Here is a 16,919-nt window from a genome sequence, read left to right as displayed (position 1 = left end):
TATTTGATTTGGCAGTACCCTATTTATTCTGGTTCATATTCTTTGGGTCGGGCACTTGTTTGGCCTGCTGATTTTCTACGTTGGTTGTTTTAGTCGCTAAATTGGGGAAGTTGCCATGACAATCATATCGAGAGAATCACTCCAGAAAAGCCGTTGGATGTTGATGTTAAGAGCGAGTGACAATATTTATTTTGCACCCGCTATTCCTTATAAAAAATTGCAAGGGGCTATGAGTTATCTCCCTCAAGGAATTCATCCAGATGAAATCCTTATGCTAATTGACGATACGGTATTTGGCAGTGCTAAAGCTGGACTTTGTGTGACGGCGACAGGACTCTTTTATAAAGAAAGCTTTGGAGATGAAGCGGTTTATCTCTTTAAAAGTATTCATCATGTCGAGGCAGATATTGGCGTCATTAATCATGGCATCGTACTGAATCGTATAGAAACCCTGACCTTTACCCAACTGGATAAGGGCACAGTACGAACATTGGCTTCATTTCTAAATGAAGTTTGTCAGGGTGAAACAGAAACCGATCGGGCTCCACCACAGATTGATGCAGAACTGAAGGTAATTATTGATCTGTTTGCTTATTTCATCACATTCAATATGGGTAAGTGGAATCCTGAATCTAGTCATGCAATATCTAAACATTTTGTAAAGCTGAATGATGAAGCATCACAGCACTATATTAAAAGGTTACTGACTGAACATCCCAACTTTGAATATGAAGAATTATTACATCGCTTTGCAGAACTGAAAGATGTGCTGGCTTACAAGCTTCGTACGGAGATGATCGAACAACTGGTTTATGCCATGGCACTGGGTCAGGTTGAGCAGAATCAGGCGGATCTCTTCATGACCCATTTATGTCGTGTATCCAATGTTTCTAAAGCCGTATTTCCTGATCTGGTCAAAATTATCTATCAATGTCTGGCTGATGAAATGAATCAGTCTACTACTTCTACTTTCAACGGTGGACAACTTCAAGCGTGCAAACTTCTTGATATTCAGCCTAATTCACTGACTGAGCAGAACTTACAATCTGCTTACCGAAAAAAGATGGCTGAGTTCCATCCCGATAAATACCAGAACTTACCTGAATCTGTTCGTCAGTTGATTGAAAGTCAGGCACAGCAACTGAATGAAGCAAGAGCTTTATTAAAAAGCTATTTGGACAATAACTGAAAATAAAGAATTTTTACTTACATATTACCCCAGTGAAGGCAGCCCTAAAGCGCCGTATATCCTCTATTTCAAGGTAATGATATGAATATGATAAAGAACAGCACTAACTCAACTAAAAAGATACCACCGTTATATTGGTTGTTAACTGTAGTCATGATGGCGGTGTTAATTGCAGGCGGTATTTTATTTAATCAACATCAAAAACGACAAACTGAACTTCAGTTAGCACAACTCGCTTTAGAACAATCTAAGGTACAAAATCAATCTGCCACAACACAAGCAGCATCGGAACCCGTTGAATCAGGTTTCACTGGAATTGAAAGTATGGTGGAAAACCCGGAATCAGAATCTGCTCATTCACAAGCTGAAGATGAGGTTGTTGCGGGGGCAATAGCCGCGGTTGATCAGGCAAAAGCACAAGATACAAGTCTAGGTAATCTCAGTTCAGAAGTTGATGGTGAGTACCATGAAGGGAAAACCTTAAGTTCCAATGCTTCTCGCTATGGATTAAAGCCAATCAAATCTGCTCCAGCTGATTTAAAGTCAACCATCCCGAATATTGATCAAATGTTAGCGTCACATCTCATGAATGTATGGGGCCGCTCAAGTCCAGATCAGGTGAGTAAACGAGTTGAAGGATGGAGCCAGCAAGGTAATACCATGACCTATCGTACTGCATGGGACTCTGACCGTTACCAATGTACTTGGTATGTGGTGAGTTGGGATAAGAACAGCAATCAAGTCCTTCACGAAGGATACCAGCCATGCTTTGGTCACTAATTAAAGCTGGTCTGTAGCATTCGTTTAATTATTACTTTACTTAATCAGAGAAAATACCATGAACCCAATCAAACTTATCGCATGTGGAATTTTAAGTCTTTCACTCAGTTCTATTGCTTTTGCTAAAACTGAGCAGATTACACTTAAAGCCAATGTCTATTACGGCGAAGAATCGGTGGTTTTTCCAACTACTAAAGGCGAAGTCATTTTAAATAGCTACGCTATACCAGCTAAAGTCGTTCCACAAGTTAAACCTTTTAAGAAGGGGCAATGTTTAGAAATCAAATCAAAACATGGTTTCTTTAAAGACACTGGAGATGGTCAATATATTGAAAGTATCCAACCTTGTAGCAAGAAAGGTTTAGCGACTCCAAAAGTAACTCGTTAATTTGACTTAATCTAAAACGACATAAAGCTCAATCAAACCACAAGCATTTGCTTGTGGTTTTTTTTATGCCTTTTATTGAGAGGAGACGACTATGCATCAATGTCCTTACTGCCATTCGAGACATCTGAAATTACTACGGCAGTCAGAACAAAGCCATCAAGGTGTATTTGCAAAACTTTCATCATTCTCCCCCATGTCTCTGGCAGCAGCCTGTATGCAATTGTCAAAACGTAGTCCTATTCACCCACTAGTCGGTGGCTTTGTTGGTTTAGTTGTAGGGGGCATGTTTCTGCTCTACGTCCAGCATCAAGACAATACAGTGTCCTTGCATTATCAGTGTGAGCAGTGTCTGCAACATTTTGAAATCCAGCAATCAAGCTTTTCTTAACTTCATCCCAAACTCTTAATCAAATTATTTAAATCACTTAATAGGAAAAACATCATGGCACATCAAGTTGAAACAATGGCTTTTGTAGGTCAAACCCCTTGGCATGGTTTGGGCAATCAACTCACTAGAAATCAACCTTTAGAAGTATGGGCACAACAAGCAGGGATGGATTGGCGAATTGAATCATCCAATGTCAGCTATATGACAAAAAATGAACGTGGACAAAACATCATCATGCCGTATGAAGATCAGAGAGTCCTTTATCGTTCAGATACTCATGCGCCGCTATCAGTGGTAAGTCAGCGTTATCAGGAGGTGCAACCGATGGAGATATTAAACTTCTATAAAGACCTGACAGAACAATCAGGCTTTGAACTGGAAACAGCAGGGGTATTGAAAGGTGGTCGTAAGTTCTGGGCACTGGCTACGACTGGACAATCAACAGCACTGAAAGGAAAGGATGTGAGTAATGGTTATATCCTTCTGGCAACAGCATGTGATGGGACATTAGCCACCACGGCGCAATTTACAAGTGTACGTGTGGTGTGTAATAACACCTTAGCGATTGCCTTACGTGGGCAGAATAGTAGTGCAGGTGTGGTGAAAGTTCCACACAGTACCAAGTTTGATGCTGAAAAGATTAAACAGCAATTGGGTATTTCGGTTCATGCATGGGACGAGCACATGTATGAAATGAAGCAGCTCAGCCAGCGTAAAGTCACCCAGCAGGAAGCAGCAGCTTACTTCGATGCAGTGTTCAATAATACAAACCTGAATATTGCTGAACAAGATGAAAGTATCATTCAGTTCTACCGTAATGTAGCTACGCCTAAACAAATCAACTCATCCAAAACCGACAATAAAACTGAGCCAAATGGACGTGCGATGTCTAAGGTCATGACCATGTTTAACGGGCATGGTCGTGGTGCCGAGTTAGCTTCAGCTAAAGATACGGCGTATGGACTGCTTTGTAGTATTACCGAGTTTGTTGATCATGAGCGACGTGCGATCTCAAAAGATCACCGATTAGATTCAGCATGGTTTGGGGTAGGAGCCAACCTTAAACAACGCGGGCTGGAACAGGCACTAAGAATGGTTGTATAAGTTATGATTATTTGTTTAAGTTTATTTATACATGAATTACAGAAAATCATGTAATTAATTTATAAAAACATGGGCAGATTATGGGGTAAGTAATTTTACCCCTATATTTTAAAAGATCTGAGACTCTACAGTCTTACACTACACTCTACTTACAATAGTAAAGCTTATGGAGTTAGAAAAAATATCAAGGATTGAACCAATGATGAAATCAAGCAGAATCAGATAATTTTTTTCATTTTACTTTTTTAAATTACTATATACCTATTTAATCAATTCCCACTACAGTTGTAATATATCCAGTCGTTAAAAGGATCATTAGGCCTAATGACATTTCAAATAAAATGGCATAGCCCAACTGTCTGGCAAATTTCGGGTCTTGTAAGCGAGGGGTAAAATACCATTTGTTGAAAGCAGCTAATAATAAAATGCTTAGAACAAATGCGATCTTAATAATAAAACCATGCCCATAAGGAGTATTTAGTAGAGTATTGAAATCTTTAATGAGTAACAGAGCAATACTAGCACCACAAGCGAGTAGTATTCCCACAACAAATGCTGCGATTCTCCCAAATAAGTGCATGCGATCTTTTAATGGAAGACCAGTAATTTTTTTACTTGTTTTCCATAAAGGAAAAAGTGATCCCATCCATAAGGACATTACAAGGACATGTATTGATAATAAGAATTGAGCGAAAAAGGGCAAGTTTGTGACATGGCCTAATTGTGAAAAACTAAAAACCATGGGGATAAGTAGGATGGTAAAAATTGTTCCTTCTACTTTGGAAACTTGGATAGTCCCTTTACTAAGCTTTACGATCATAAATAACAATAAAAGTGCAAAACTAACTGAGCGGATGATATGGATATGCCCAGTGGGAGTATTTATTAAGATATTAATGTAGTTACTGTCCCACATTCCTGAAAGACCTGTATTGGCAAAACTTCCTATAAGAACAAAGAAGCCTAAAGTGCTTGAAATAAAGCCTAATCCTGCACCAATAGTAATGTACTTTAGAAGAGTTTCCCTGATTTCTACATAACGTCCCAGTAGAAAATAGCTAAAGGCACCACCAACAACAAATGCTATTCCTAAATATAAAACGACTTTAATCAGCCACGTTGCATATATCCAAGTTTCAGGATTCATATTTTTCCTCCCTGCGATAGCAATATGCCAGCAAGCTGCTGGCATATAGACTATTGATGCTCTATAGTTATTTCGCTGATTTAATAGTGAAGCTATATTCGCCATTCATGTTATGGCCATCAGTACCCATTGTGGTCCAAACCACTGTGTATTTACCTTTCTTAAGTTTAGGTACTGCTACTTCAAATGATTTTTTTAAATCATGAGTTATCTGATAAGTTAAAGGGATGTCTTTACGTTGAGCATCAAGTAATTTGACATTCATTAACATGACTTCTTCACCAAAATTTAAAGTTATATTTTTTGGCTGACTTGCTACAGATGCATTAATAGCTGGAGTGGCACTTTCAAGTTTGACATGAGCAAATGCGCTTGAAGCAGCTACAACCATAGTCGCACCTACTAGTACATTACGTAGAGCTGACACTTTATTTTGGAAAATTTTCATTTCATCACCTTTTAAAAATTAGTACGTGCTAAGTAATGACCCAGTGAAATTCCTAAATTGATCGAGTTGGTCATCACTCTTTGTATGCTTATTATTTAAGAAAGAGAGCAACGTCTTGATGACTCCAAAATTACATTTTTGTCATTTTTAGAATTAAAAACTCACAAGTGTTACACTGACTTTATCAAGAATAATGTTCATTAAATACTCAAATAATCAGAAATGTATTTCTGCACGAAGGTAATTAATTTTTTAAAATCAAATATGAAGGAGGTTTCTATATGGACCATCATCATGAAAAGAAAACTATAAATAACGTACTAAAGGATCCTGTCTGCGGCATGGCTGTAACAGAAGAATCTAAATTTCATGAACAAGTTGGCAATAAGACTTTTTACTTTTGTAGTGAAAAATGTCAGATAAAATTTAAGCATGATCCTACTTTTTACATTGCTAAAGAAGATAGATCTGTTTCCGAAAATGTCTCCCTAAATAAGATGGATACACACTCAGATAGTGTAAATACCTCATCAATTTATACTTGCCCAATGCATCCGGAGATCCGACAAAATCATCCTGGTAACTGTCCGATTTGCGGTATGTCACTAGAACCATTACTTCCCAATCTAGATGAAGCCGATGATAATCCTGAACTTAAAGATTTCAAAAGAAGATTTTGGTACACCTTACCGTTAACCCTCATTATCATATTTTTGGCGATGTTTGGTCATCAGTTGAACTGGTTTGAGATGAAGGTACAAAGCTGGATTGAACTTGTTCTTACTTTACCTATCGTCTTTTGGGCAGGTTGGCCATTTTTTGTTAGATGTTGGCATTCAATTTTAAATCGTAGTCCGAATATGTGGACTTTAATTGGAATTGGGACTGGAGCTGCATTTATTTATAGTGTCGTTGGAACCCTAGCCCCACAAGTTTTCCCAGCGTCTTTCATCTCTATGGGGCGTGTTGCTGTATATTTTGAGGCAACAGCCGCAATTATTTCACTGACCTTATTAGGTCAAGTTCTTGAGTTAAAGGCACGTTCGCAAACTTCGTCAGCAATAAAATCTTTACTTGGGTTGGCACCGAAAACCGCAAGAAAAATTAATGAAGATGGCACAGAGGAAGATATCCCACTTTCCCATGTACATGTTGGAGATTTACTGAGAGTACGACCAGGTGAGAAGGTCCCCGTTGATGGAATAATTACAGAAGGTTCAAGTTCTATTGATGAATCAATGTTAACGGGAGAGCCAGTTCCAGTAACAAAACGTATAGGTGACCAAGTAATCGGTGCGACAATGAATATGAACGGTTCATTAGTGATACGTTCGGAAAAGGTCGGTTCTTCAACAGTACTTTCACAGATAGTTCAAATGGTAGCGCAAGCTCAGCGTTCTAAAGCCCCTATGCAAAGAATGGCAGATCAGGTAGCTGGCTGGTTTGTACTGGTGGTGATCGGTATATCTATCCTTACCTTTTTTGGGTGGGGAATATTTGGACCAGAACCGAGTTGGGTATACGGACTAATCAATGCTGTCGCAGTTTTAATTATTGCTTGTCCGTGTGCTTTAGGATTAGCCACACCAATGTCAATCATGGTGGCAACGGGTCGTGGTGCATCCAATGGCGTACTCTTCCGTGATGCTGCAGCAATAGAAAATTTACGTAAGATTGATACATTAATTATTGATAAAACAGGGACCTTAACAGAAGGTCGCCCCTCATTTGATAAGGTCATTGCTTTATCTGGATATGAAGAAAATGAAGTTCTCAGATTAGCTGCCAGCTTGGATCAAGGTAGTGAACATCCATTAGCGGATGCAATTGTACAGGCTGCCCGTGAAAGAAATCTTGTACTAACAACACCAACATCTTTTGAGTCAGGTTCTGGAATTGGTGTTAAGGGTGAGTTAGATGGACAACAATTATCATTAGGCAATACAGCTTTAATGGAACAACTCGGCATATCAGTTGATACATATATCCCTCAAGCTGAGCAATTAAGAGCAGAAGGCGCAAGTGTTATGCATTTGGCTGTTGATGGGACGCTCGTAGGACTATTGGCTGTTTCAGATCCAATCAAAGTCAGTACACCTGAAGCTGTGCATGCTCTGAAGAATTCTGGATTAAGAATTATAATGGCCACAGGAGATGGTTTAACTACTGCAAAATCAGTTGGAGCTAAATTAGGTATTGATGAAGTTTACGGAGAAGTTAAACCAGCAGATAAACTGGAACTGGTTAATAAATTACAAAAAGAAGGAAGAATGGTTGCAATGGCAGGTGACGGTATCAATGATGCCCCAGCTTTAGCTCAAGCGGATATTGGTATTGCAATGGGGACTGGAACAGATGTGGCTATGAATAGTGCTCAAGTCACTTTAGTCAAAGGTGATTTACGAGGTATAGAGATCGCTCGCTCCCTGTCAGAGGCCACTATTAAAAATATGAAGCAAAACCTGATGTTTGCATTCCTTTATAATGCATTAGGCATCCCTTTAGCCGCGGGTATTTTATATCCATTTACTGGTTGGCTACTTTCTCCTATGATCGCAGCTTTAGCAATGAGCCTAAGTTCAGCATCGGTTATTGGTAATGCTTTAAGGCTACGTAGTTAAGAAAGGATCATTTTCTGACTACTCATAATTTTTTAGATACTGGAAATGAGTAGTCAGTTGTCTTTTATTTACAAAAATTAGTTTTTAAAAGTTATTTTAAAAACTATCCGACCGTTGTTATAGTCTGCTTGAATCGTTGCGCCATGTACATCAAGAATTGACTTGGTAATTGCTAGACCTAAACCTGTGCCTTCCTCAACTCTTTGTCTGGATGCATCCGTACGGTAAAAACGGTCAAATAATCGATTCAGCTGTTCAGATGTTATTGGTGAGCTTTCATTTTCGATTGTGAATATAGTGGTATCAATATTTTGTCGGCAATTAATCTTAATTATTGAATCAGGTTTACCATATTTGATCGCATTTGATAGTAAATTACTCAGTGCACGACGTAACATTGAGGGATCGCCTTTTACGTATCCTTGTCCACTTTGTTCTAGGGACATTCCCTTTTCAGCAGCGATAGCATCATAGAAGTCAAATAAAGCAGAAATCTCTTTTACTAGGCTGACCTGTTGTAGGTTTGGTAAGTGTAGGCCATGCTCTGCCTTTGCAAGAAATAACATATCTGAAACCATTCGAGCCAAACGTTCAAACTCTTCCAGATTAGAAAAGAGGACTTCCTGATAAGTATTAATATCCCGACTACGAGATAAACATACTTGAGTTTGAGTCATTAAATTATTAATAGGTGTTCTAATTTCATGGGCCAGATCAGATGAAAAATCTGAGAGTTTTTCTACAGCCGTTTCTAGCCGATCTAACATATCGTTAAAGGCTATGGCTAATGATTTTAGTTCAGTGCGTGTATTATCGACCGCTAATCGTTCAGATAGATGCTGAGCTGAAATGCCTTCTGCAACTTTTGCCATTTTCTGAACTGGACGTAAGCCCCTCCATGCGGCAAACCAACCTAAAAACATTAAACAAATTGTGCCCACAACTCCGATATATAACAATTGTCGTCTAAAGTCGTTTAAAAAATGTTGATGTTCGGAGGTATCGATTCCAACAATAATTTGAGCAGTTGGAACACTCATATTTTTATCAAACGATTTTTTATAAACTAAGCCACGGTATGTTTTATTTTGAATTTCCCACTCTATCCAAGGGATATGTTTAGACTTTACTAATGTTTGAGCCTTTATAACGGCAGGTGCTGAACTAAAAATGATTTGGCCAGTTGGGCGTTCAATCTGGACAATTAGATCATGATGACCAACTAAAGCATCTTTTAAATATATCTTTAGTTCATCGGTGTTTTTCGGATTCTGTTCCAGTAAATTTTCTAAAAGCTGAATTTTCCCTTCTAGCTGAGTGCGGTCCTGAGTTTCAAAATGATGCATAACAAGCTGATGAATGACCAGCCCCATAATCATTAAGATAATAATGGTAGATAATGAAAAAATGATCGCAATACGGAAACTGATCGCATTAAACAGTTTATGAGTCATCTTCTACCTCTAAGACATACCCCATTCCGCGGATGTTTTGGATCAACTTAGGACTGAAATTACTATCTATTTTATTTCTTAGACGTTTAATAGCGACTTCTACAACATTGGTATCACTATCAAAATTCATATCCCATATTTGAGAAGCAATAAGAGCACGAGGTAGAATCTCTCCACGTCTACGCATAAATAATTCCATCAATGCGAACTCTTTAGCTGTAAGGTCAATTCTTTGTCCAGCACGTGTGACGCGACGTTTACGAAGATCAAGTTCAAGATCAGCAATTGTAATAATATTGCTATCTTCCTTTTGTTGACCGCGACGAAGTAAGGTTTTAATTCGGGCAAGAAGTTCTGCAAAAGCAAAAGGCTTAACGAGATAATCATCAGCTCCTAGTTCCAGGCCTTTAACTCTATCTTCAATTTGATCACGAGCTGAGAGAAAAAGGATAGGCATAGTTTTGCCACTTTTGCGAATATCATTAATGATATTCCAGCCATCTAACTTCGGTAACATTACATCTAGTATAATTAGATCGTATTCTTCTGAAAGAGCTTGATGTTTACCTGATAAGCCATCTGTAACCCAGTCTGTAATATATCCTGCTTCAGAAAGACCTTGCTTTAGATAATCACCAGTTTTTTGTTCATCTTCAACTAGTAAGATTCTCATTTATTAAGCCCCGTATCGCATATTAAGACCATAATAACGTTATAAATACAGGATGCGATGTAGATTACAAAAATGTCATTTTCAAGTCACATAGATGTCCGGTTCCAACCTATAAGTTAGTTATATAAAATTTATTTTTGGAGCAATCAATGAAAACTCTATTCCGTCGTGGCTTAACTGCTTTTATGTGTGTTGGGACTTTAATTGCTGGAAGCCAATCTTGGGCTGCTGATGCTCAACAGAAAAATACTTTAAGTACAGAAGTTAAAGTAAATTCAAAAGCGCAAGAGAAATGCAAAAAACCTTGTGATATGAAAGAAGATAAGGAAAATCAACAGAATCATAGTCAGCATGATCACAGCCAAATGTCTGATATGTCCCAAATGGACCATTCTAAGATGATGAATATGGACCATTCTAAGATGATGAATATGGATCATTCTAAAATGGGTGAGATGGACCATTCTCAAATGAATATGCCAAATAAATAATTAATACGCGAAATAAGATATTGAGGGAAAAGTATTTTATCCACCTGCTTAGCCCTCAATTAACTATAGATAGGTGAAAATAAATGTCTAGAAAATTAAGTCATGTCCTTTTAATAGGAGTCGGATTGTTTTCGTCGACTTGGGTTATGGCAGCGGTTAAAGAATATGATTTAACAATTGCTGAACAGACGGTGAATATTACAGGAAAGCCTCTAAAACGAATTACTGTAAATGGTAAGTTTGTTGCGCCTCTTCTTGAGTTTGAGGAAGGCGATGATGCCGTTATTCGTGTACACAACAAGTTGAAAAACCAAGATTCTTCAATTCATTGGCATGGTTTAATTTTACCTGGCATCATGGATGGAGTACCTGGGTTCAACCAGTTTGATGGTATTGCACCAAATAAAACCTATGAATATAAATTCAAGGTTCGTCAGAATGGAACCTATTGGTATCACTCGCATAGTAAAGGTCAAGAGCAAGATGGTCTGTATGGCCCTTTAGTCATTTATCCCAAAAATAAAGTACCTTTAACGGCCGGAGAAAAAGCTGATAGAGATTACGTAGTCTTACTCTCTGATTTTCACAACTCTACTAGTGGTCAGATTATGAGTAATCTCAAGAAAGAAGCTGATTACTACCAGAATCGAAGAGAAACAGTTTTTGATGTTTTTAGGCAGATTAAAAGAGACGGTTTAAAGGCAACATGGAAAGATCGTTCCATGTGGAATCAGATGCGAATGCTTAAGACAGATATGTCTGATGTAACAAACTATACGTTTTTAATGAATGGTAAGACTCCAGAACAAAATTGGACTGGAAATTTTAAAGCTGGAGAAAAAGTACGTCTTCGGTTTATTAATGCCTCGGCAATGTCTTTGTTCGATGTAAGAATTCCTAATCTGAAAATGACAGTAGTCAGCGCAGATGGACAACCAGTAAAACCCGTGCCAGTGGATGAATTCCGGATAGGAACAGCTGAGACTTATGATGTTATTGTAGAACCGAAACAAGCAAATTATCAGATTGAAGCTGAATCTATTGATCGAAGTGGTTTTTCTATTGGTACATTACATGATGAAAATACTTCACTTGTAAAAAGTACTACGATGCCGACACCTCGTCCCCGTGCTTTACTGACGATGGAAGATATGGGAATGGACCATGATATGTCTTCAATGAAAGGTATGGATCATGATATGTCTTCAATGAAAGGAATGGACCATGATATGTCTTCAATGAAAGGAATGGATCATGATATGTCTTCAATGAAAGGTATGGATCATGATATGTCTTCAATGAAAGGTATGGATCATGATATGTCTTCAATGAAAGGTATGGATCATGATATGCCTTCAAAAACAGTAAGCTCTTCTGGATCTGATCAAGTGGTTTACGGATGGGCGAATGCATCAACACCAGCTGGTCTAAAAGCACTTCAATATAGTGATTTACAATCTTTAACCCCCCAAAAAGATACCCGTGCTCCAGAACGTGAAATTGAAATCCGCTTAGGTGGAAATATGGAGCGCTATATTTGGACAATTAATGGTAAGAAGTTTAATGAAACTGAACCATTTAAAGTGAAATATGGTGAGCGTATACGCTTGAAATTTGTTAACGATAGTATGATGGCTCATCCAATGCATTTACATGGCATGTTTATGCAACTGGAAAATGGCCAAGATCCTAGCAATATGCCGAATAAACATACAGTAATTGTTCCACCAGGTAAAACAGTTACAACTTTATTAACGGCTGATGAGTTAGGTGAATGGGCTATCCATTGCCATTTGCTCTATCACATGTCTGCTGGAATGATGAATAAACTTATTGTGGCAAATGTCGATAGTAATAGTACTGATTCGAAAGATGTTGTTGCTCAACCTAATACTAATGATAAGGGGGTAAATCAACATGCGCACCACTAAAAAAATATATTCTAAGACATTTTTATCTATAGCTTTAATTGGATTATCAGGTGTAGCTTTTGCAAATGATACTGCTGTTCAAAGCATGGATAGTAGTACTAAATCCTCTCAGTCCGAGAGTATGAAAATGCTGTTAAAAGAGCCTGGTGGATTAGGTTATGTTGATCGTAATACTTACCAAAATTCAACTTCTGGTAATGATGGAGATAATGGTATAGGCCTGGAAGCCGAAACTTCTAATAACCGAAATCATGATAAACATCTGAAAGAACATGGTGGACAAGTTTTCCAAATGACTAAGTTTGAGAATGAGTGGACTGTGGATGAAGATGGCAAAGGTGCTTTAGGATCGAAAATTGAAACATTGATAGGTACAGATGAAAATCGCCTATTTATTGAAGCAAATTTGGATAAAGCAGAAAGTCATGATCCAAAATATGATGTATCTGCGCTTTATAGCCGTAATGTAGCACCCTTTTGGGATGTACAGGCTGGGGTGAGATACAGTGAAGATAAAAATAACAGCAACAGCGATCGGGTTGATGGTGTTGTTGGCGTGTTGGGATTAGCTCCATATTTCTTTGAAACCCAAGCTTATTTGTACGGTGGTGAGAATAATTTTTGGGGGGCAAGCTTAGAAGTCGAGCGTGATTTCCTGTTAACCCAGAAATTGATCACACAACCTTATCTTGAAGTAGATGCTGTATTTAGCGATGATTCTAACTATGCTGCAAAATCAGGTTTGTCTGAACTAAAAACCGGTATTAAAACCCGATATGAAGTCACTAAAAGAGTCAGACCTTTTGTGGATGTTGCTTACCAATATGAAAAAGGACAAAAAGCAACTAACGTGCAAGAAGCAACTGAGTCCGAAAAAGGATGGAAATATGGTGCAGGCATCGAATTGGTATTTTAAAATACTATAACTTGAAATCATGAATAGTAGTTTCGGCTACTATTCATGAAATTGTTGCTATTACGATTCAATTCTGTAAAACTAAAAAAGCTTAAAATTTGGTCTATGTCTATGCAGTGGTTAAAAACATGCCTATCGCTGTTTTTATCGTTTGCTATCCTGTTAGTAGGATCGGCTGCTGTTGCCTCGTCTGTACATAAACGATGTTTAATGCCATCTGAACAGATGCAATCCATGCAAATGGAAGAGTCGAAAAATCAGAATATGATGCATACTGATTGTATGAAAGGAGAAGCAAAGTCCAAAAAAACTCTGCATGATCCATCCTGTCTGTCTGAACAAGATTGCATTATGTCTTTTACCAAGCTTGTATATGCTAATGACGTTCAGGGTATTTTGCACTCAATGGTTTCCTTTCCTATAGAGCGCTCAGCTTTTTACTCTTTAGATCAAAATCTTCCTTCTCCATACCCTTCGGGTTTATGGAAGCCTCCACGCTCTAACTAATTTGATAGTCCTCTATCATTCATAGAATTTTCTATGAATGTTCTGCGCGTGCGCGTAAACATTTTAGAGCAAAAAATATGAATATTTATAAAGAAAAGCAATCTCATCGTAAGAGATGGCCAATAGCTACTATCTGTTTCTGTCTGGTCTATGGTCAGGCTTATGCTGAGCCATTAACTTTGAATACAGCTATGAAGCTTGCTGAGCAATATGCACCTACCCTAAGAGCAAATAGTGCAAGGATTGAAGGGGCTGAAAATATGGTTTCAGCTTCAGGTATTTTACCCAACCCTAAATTATTTGTAGGTTTAGATAATTACCCTGTATCCGGCGATGCCGCATGGTCAGTCACACGCGAAGGTATGACTATGCAAAAAATTGGCGTGATGCAAGATTTTCCAAATCGTGCCAAAAGACAAGCTGAGGTCGATTTAGCAAAAGCTGAACTAGGTTCGGCCAATGCTCAAACTGAGATTCTGCGTATTGAGGTACGTCAGAAAGTCGCATCTGCTTGGCTTAAGCGCTTTTATCTTGAACGTAAATTAGCACTATATGATGAACTGTTTTCAGAGAATCGATTACTTTCTCAAATTACTCAAACACAGGTCATCTCTGGTCGTACAATCATTGCCGATGCACTTGATCCAAGACAAGAAGCCACGGTATTGCTTGACCAGAAGGATGATTTACTTCGTGATTTAAATAAAGCCAAGTTAGAGTTGCATCGGTTAGTCAGTGCAGAACCTACTGAAAATCTCTCTCAAATTGAAACCTTACCTGACCAAGCACCATCTATCTACCTTGATACATCAAAGCTATATCATCATTTGCATCAACATCCTGAATTAAAAGCATTTCAGGCAGAAAAGCAAACTGCTGAAGCAAAACTGAAGCAAGCTCAGGCTTTACAGAAACCAGATTGGGGTATTGAACTTGCTTATCAGCATCGAGCACCCGAATTTGGCGATATGATCGGGGTGCAACTAACAACAGAGCTTCCTGTCTTTTCAAAAAGACGTAGTAGTCCACTCATTCAGGCAGCTTTAGCCGAACAAAACAGGATTACCGCCGATCAAGAAGTCCAATACCGTGACCATCTCACTATGCTAGATGATGGGTTATCCGATCTTGATGCACTTGATCAGCAAATTAGACGTGCGATGCAAACAAGTATTCCACTCGCTAAACAAAAAGTGGGTTTACAGTTGGCAAGCTATCAAGCAGGTAAAAGTAATTTGTCTAATGTTATTGCTGCTCGACAAGCTCTTTTAGAACAGCGTTTGCGTCTCATTGATCTCCAACAGCAACAGGCTGTGACTAAAGCCCAACTTTATTATGCCTTTGAAGAACCGACCTTAAACCATGTTGAGGGGCAGCCATAATGTTAAGAAATAAATTAGCAGTTACTGTCATGGGCGTTGCGGTAATTAGTCTGGCTGCGGGTGGTGGTGCTGGATACTGGATTGCACATCAGAAATACAATCCTCAATCAGGTCCGCAACAGGCTGCCAAAGTGTTGTATTGGTACGACCCAATGAAGCCTGAACAGCATTTTGATAAACCGGGGAAATCGCCATTTATGGACATGCAACTGGTTCCTAAATATGCAGATGAAAATACTACGATGACTGAAGACAGTTATCCTGCGGTTAAGATTGATCCATCCCTCCAACAAAATTTAGCAATTCGTTATGCTTCAGTCGAACAAGCTGTGATGGGAAATACTTTGTTAACCAATGGTATATTGCAGACCAATGAACGACAGGTAGCTATTTTACAAACAAGAGCAAGTGGTTTCGTCCAACGAGTGTACGGACATGCTGTTGGGGATATGGTGACGCAAGGCAGTCCCATAGCTGATATTTCAATACCTGAATGGACAGGAGAACAAACTGAATTTCTAGCTGTACTCCGAACAAGAGATCGTTCTCTTATTCAGGCAAGCCGACAACGTTTACAGCTTTTAGGAATCCCACAAAATGTGATTAATCAAGTCGAGCGGACACATCGAGTGCAATCCAATATGACTTTAAGTGCACCTGTAAGTGGATTTATTGATTCGTTAGAAGTCCGCAATGGAATGGCTTTAGCTATGGGGCAAACGCTTGTCACCATCAAGGGGATAAGCCCAATCTGGTTAGAAGCATCTGTTCCAGAAGCACAAATTGCCGGGATAAAACGGGGAATGAAAGTTGAAGCTACTTTTGTTGCATATCCTCAAATAGTGTCCGGTAAAGTCATTGATATTTTACCAACTTTGGATAGCACGAGTAGAACCATAAAAGTTCGTATTGAGTTGCCCAATAGAGAGGGATTGCTCAAGCCGGGAATGTTTGCTTCCGTTAAATTCTCCAACAACCCACAAAGCAATTTAGTTATACCAGAGCAAGCTGTTATACGTACAGGTACTCGGAACGTTGTCATTGTGGGACATGAGCAAGGGCGTTTTGAACCTGTTGTAGTACAGTTAGGTCAAAGTGATGGCAATAAAATTGCAATTCTAAAAGGGTTGAAAGCTGGTCAGAAGGTGGTAATTTCAGGGCAATTCCTGATTGATTCTGAAGCAAATTTACAAGGTGTATTGGATAAGCTGAACACTGGACAATCGAAGACTTCATCTCAAGTGGTTAAGACATCAATATATCAAGGCATTGGTAAAGTTGAAAAAGTCACAGCTCAAGACATTACCATTTCACATCAGGCGATTCCTGAGTTGGGTTGGGGGGCTATGACTATGAGCTTTAAACAACCAGTGCAACCATTTACCCAAATTCAGCAAGGCGATCAGGTCCGTTTTAGTTTTACACATGCTAGAGATACTTACGTTATTTCTGACATTTCCAAGATGTCTATGACATCTATGAAGAACTAAACGGGAGGAC

The 16,919-nt window shown here is 38.7% G+C and carries 13 protein-coding genes and 1 pseudogene; 10 read left to right on the top strand and 4 right to left on the bottom strand.

The window, feature by feature from the left end; translation table 11 throughout:
• The first annotated feature begins 115 nt into the window (after positions 1 to 115).
• The 4 genes from AC6BYQ_RS21830 (at position 116) to AC6BYQ_RS21815 (ending at position 3,849) form a co-directional block, all read left to right on the top strand.
• Positions 116 to 1,189 carry a J domain-containing protein gene (locus tag AC6BYQ_RS21830; RefSeq protein ID WP_004698678.1) on the top strand — a complete coding sequence of 358 codons (1,074 nt, stop codon included), beginning with the start codon at positions 116 to 118 and terminating at the stop codon, positions 1,187 to 1,189.
• 81 nt (positions 1,190 to 1,270) lie between these two features.
• Positions 1,271 to 1,969 carry a hypothetical protein gene (locus AC6BYQ_RS21825; protein WP_001985473.1) on the top strand — a complete coding sequence of 233 codons (699 nt, stop codon included), beginning with the start codon at positions 1,271 to 1,273 and terminating at the stop codon, positions 1,967 to 1,969.
• A 58-nt stretch (positions 1,970 to 2,027) separates the two neighbouring features.
• Complete coding sequence (locus AC6BYQ_RS21820; RefSeq protein WP_001068164.1) at positions 2,028 to 2,357, top strand: hypothetical protein; 330 nt, start codon at positions 2,028 to 2,030, stop codon at positions 2,355 to 2,357.
• Positions 2,358 to 2,799: 442 nt separating this feature from the next.
• Positions 2,800 to 3,849 (top strand): DUF932 domain-containing protein, encoded by a 1,050-nt coding sequence (locus AC6BYQ_RS21815; protein ID WP_000951143.1) that lies wholly within the window; start codon positions 2,800 to 2,802, stop codon positions 3,847 to 3,849.
• Positions 3,850 to 4,114: 265 nt separating this feature from the next.
• Here AC6BYQ_RS21815 and AC6BYQ_RS21810 read toward each other — a convergent pair whose 3' ends face one another.
• Both AC6BYQ_RS21810 and AC6BYQ_RS21805 read right to left on the bottom strand, forming a co-directional pair.
• Positions 4,115 to 4,996, bottom strand: coding sequence for a CopD family protein (locus tag AC6BYQ_RS21810; RefSeq protein ID WP_002035490.1), 882 nt, complete (start codon positions 4,994 to 4,996; stop codon positions 4,115 to 4,117).
• Positions 4,997 to 5,063: 67 nt separating this feature from the next.
• Positions 5,064 to 5,444, bottom strand: coding sequence for a copper resistance CopC family protein (locus AC6BYQ_RS21805; RefSeq protein ID WP_000689221.1), 381 nt, complete (start codon positions 5,442 to 5,444; stop codon positions 5,064 to 5,066).
• Positions 5,445 to 5,779: 335 nt separating this feature from the next.
• Between AC6BYQ_RS21805 and AC6BYQ_RS21800 the strand changes: the two are divergent.
• Positions 5,780 to 8,065 (top strand): annotated as a pseudogene (locus AC6BYQ_RS21800) (heavy metal translocating P-type ATPase); the annotation flags it as partial.
• 77 nt (positions 8,066 to 8,142) lie between these two features.
• On the opposite strand, the gene AC6BYQ_RS21795 reads toward AC6BYQ_RS21800, so the two are convergent.
• Both AC6BYQ_RS21795 and AC6BYQ_RS21790 read right to left on the bottom strand, forming a co-directional pair.
• Entirely contained in the window at positions 8,143 to 9,519 is a 1,377-nt protein-coding gene (locus AC6BYQ_RS21795; RefSeq protein WP_000149039.1) for a heavy metal sensor histidine kinase, read from the bottom strand.
• Positions 9,509 to 10,192, bottom strand: coding sequence for a heavy metal response regulator transcription factor (locus AC6BYQ_RS21790; RefSeq protein WP_001221580.1), 684 nt, complete (start codon positions 10,190 to 10,192; stop codon positions 9,509 to 9,511). The genes AC6BYQ_RS21795 and AC6BYQ_RS21790 overlap by 11 nt, the downstream gene beginning before the upstream one ends.
• Before the next feature lie 149 nt (positions 10,193 to 10,341).
• Between AC6BYQ_RS21790 and AC6BYQ_RS21785 the strand changes: the two genes are divergently transcribed.
• The 5 genes from AC6BYQ_RS21785 to AC6BYQ_RS21765 all read left to right on the top strand — a co-directional run bounded on the left by AC6BYQ_RS21785 (position 10,342) and on the right by AC6BYQ_RS21765 (position 16,909).
• Positions 10,342 to 10,683 carry a hypothetical protein gene (locus AC6BYQ_RS21785; protein WP_000853608.1) on the top strand — a complete coding sequence of 114 codons (342 nt, stop codon included), beginning with the start codon at positions 10,342 to 10,344 and terminating at the stop codon, positions 10,681 to 10,683.
• 83 nt (positions 10,684 to 10,766) lie between these two features.
• Positions 10,767 to 12,614, top strand: a complete 1,848-nt coding sequence (locus AC6BYQ_RS21780) for a copper resistance system multicopper oxidase (RefSeq protein WP_005112102.1) — start codon at positions 10,767 to 10,769, stop codon at positions 12,612 to 12,614.
• Positions 12,601 to 13,530 (top strand): copper resistance protein B, encoded by a 930-nt coding sequence (locus AC6BYQ_RS21775; protein WP_001260874.1) that lies wholly within the window; start codon positions 12,601 to 12,603, stop codon positions 13,528 to 13,530. The genes AC6BYQ_RS21780 and AC6BYQ_RS21775 overlap by 14 nt, the downstream gene beginning before the upstream one ends.
• A gap of 584 nt (positions 13,531 to 14,114) precedes the next feature.
• Positions 14,115 to 15,419, top strand: coding sequence for a TolC family protein (locus AC6BYQ_RS21770; protein WP_001028920.1), 1,305 nt, complete (start codon positions 14,115 to 14,117; stop codon positions 15,417 to 15,419).
• On the top strand, positions 15,419 to 16,909 hold the full coding sequence (locus tag AC6BYQ_RS21765) for an efflux RND transporter periplasmic adaptor subunit (RefSeq protein WP_000945698.1): 1,491 nt from the start codon (positions 15,419 to 15,421) through the stop codon (positions 16,907 to 16,909). Before AC6BYQ_RS21770 ends, AC6BYQ_RS21765 begins: the two co-directional genes overlap by 1 nt.
• Positions 16,910 to 16,919 lie beyond the last annotated feature (10 nt).

This window comes from Serratia sp. LTN-2 (assembly GCF_059740205.1).
Note: the sequence above shows the minus strand (reverse complement) of the source record. Positions and strands in the feature narration are given on the sequence as shown.